The 2,065-nt window shown below is 67.6% G+C and carries 1 protein-coding gene; it reads left to right on the forward strand.

The window, feature by feature from the left end; translation table 11 throughout:
• Positions 1–156: 156 nt before the first annotated feature.
• Positions 157–1,938 carry a hypothetical protein gene (locus G6048_RS47895; RefSeq protein WP_165345869.1) on the forward strand — a complete coding sequence of 594 codons (1,782 nt, stop codon included), beginning with the start codon at positions 157–159 and terminating at the stop codon, positions 1,936–1,938.
• Positions 1,939–2,065: the final 127 nt, after the last annotated feature.

A 2,065-nucleotide genomic window follows, 5' to 3' on the forward strand; every position in this document is an offset into this window, starting at 1 on the left:
AGCCGCTGACGCCGCGGAGCGCTACCTGGGCGCTGATTTAGCGGTGCACTTCGCAGGCGGTGGCGGCCGGACCCGCCACCGAACCGGTGCCCGCACCCGACCGACGGGACTCGCGGCAGCGCCGACGTCGGCGCTGCGCACGGCGGGGTCGAAACGGTGCGGAGTGAGCTTGGCGCGGCGCTCGCGCTCGTCACTCCCGCTGTGCCGGTGCGTGCGACCGGACCGGTGACCGAGGACGACCTTGTCGCCGACATGCACGCGATCCTGTCCGGTCAGAAGCAGTACGACCCCGCCACCAAGCGGATGGAGAGTCGGCCCACTCCCGGCACGCCCGCCCCGGCGCCACCCCAGCCAGCACCAGCGACGCCGCCACCAGTCATGCCGTTGCCCGACGAGGCCAACGGCCAGGCGATCTTCGACCGGATCGCGCAGAGCATGGCCTATGCCAACTCCTACGACCTCGGCACCGTCGACGTCGAGCGCAAATTCACCGACTTCGACCGGATCGCCGAGTTGAAGGCGAAGGCACCCAAACCCGCCACGGCCAGGCCGCAGTCGAGAGCGGCGACCGCACCGGTCGGCAGCGCCGACTTCGTCCGCGACCTCGACACGATCGCCCAGGAGCACACCCCGCCCTCGCCTTCGTCGCCGCGCTACGGCGTACCCGGCCCTTGGCTGGACATGCCCGGTCGGCACGCTACCTGCGCACCGGTCGACCAGCTCGCGTTGACCGAGTGGCGAGGCAGCCGGCCGATGTACGACACCGGCGAGCACGTCCTCGCCGGTGGCGATTTGTACGTCGGCCAGTTGCGGGTCGGGCCGAACCCCGGTCTGGCCTTGTCGTACGGGCAGATCGTCGCGCTGCCCGACCTGTACGCCTCCGTCGATCAGCTGATGGCGGCCGACCCGAGTGAGCTCGCCAAGGTGAAGACGCTCGTCGACCGGAGCACCGCCTTCTATCGCGACAAGCGTGGCCAGAAGGTCAGCACCACCGACTGGGAGACCGCGACCACCAACCGATATCTCACCTTGGCCGAGGACAACTACGACCACTTCTCCCCCAGTTCCCTGGTACCCGGCGGACCGCAGGCAGCCGGTGCCCAGGGCAACAACCAGCAGGCGTGGCAGACCCATCACCGGCGGGCGATCGACGAGGCGCAACGGCTCGCGGCCCTGCCGGAGAACCAGAACCAGTCGTACCTGCCGGAGTTCCCGCTGATCATCAATGCCTTTGGCGACCACTTCCTCACCGACGCGTTCGCCGCCGGGCACCTGATCAACAAGGAAGCGATGGTCGACCTCTTCCGGACGAACTTCTTCGCCGGCTCGGTACTGAACGCGGCCGCGGACGCGTTCTTCGGACGTGTCGCACAGGCAGCCTTCGTCGGCGACGTCGCCGCCCAGTTCAGCCAACTCGAGACCGTCGACTACCAGTTGTGCAGCAATGGCTTCTGCTTCCCCTGGCGACCGAACATCAACAGCGTCAGCCGGTTCAAGAGCCTGCTGGTCGAGGCCGCGACCCAGGAACCGGTGAAGATCGGCAACTTCGTGGTCAAGGCTCTGCATGACCGGCTCAACCGCGAAGGCGTCGAGGTGACCAACGACGCCGACGGCGGCACCTGGACACTGACCGGTGACGAGCACCTCACGCCGCAGACCCTGACGATCATGCGGCGGGCGGTGCAGCAATCGGTCGACAACATCAATGATCCGTCGATCCTGGCGAGCAACCTCGATCTGGCGCCACTGTTCGCCCGGGTCTGGGTGCACGTGCCGCGCCCGACCGCATCGGCTCAAGCACGCTTGGCCACCCTGCTCCGCGAGTACACCGATCCGAACTCCACCATGCTCAGCACCGAGGCGGCTCACATCCTCACCGAGCAGCTCGCCGCCATGATCGCCGTACTGATCCGCGAAGGAAAGCTACGGCGCGACTGACGAAAGGACTTCCCAATCGTGATGTCAAGCCGCTGCTGTGACGGGAGGTGAACCTTGGTAGCACTGTCCGTCACGGATCATGGCCCACAGGACGTTGAGGCGTCGGCGAGCGAGGGCGAGCAGGGCC

The sequence above is a fragment of the Streptomyces ureilyticus genome (assembly GCF_011045025.1).
Taxonomy (GTDB): domain Bacteria; phylum Actinomycetota; class Actinomycetes; order Streptomycetales; family Streptomycetaceae; genus Streptomyces; species Streptomyces ureilyticus.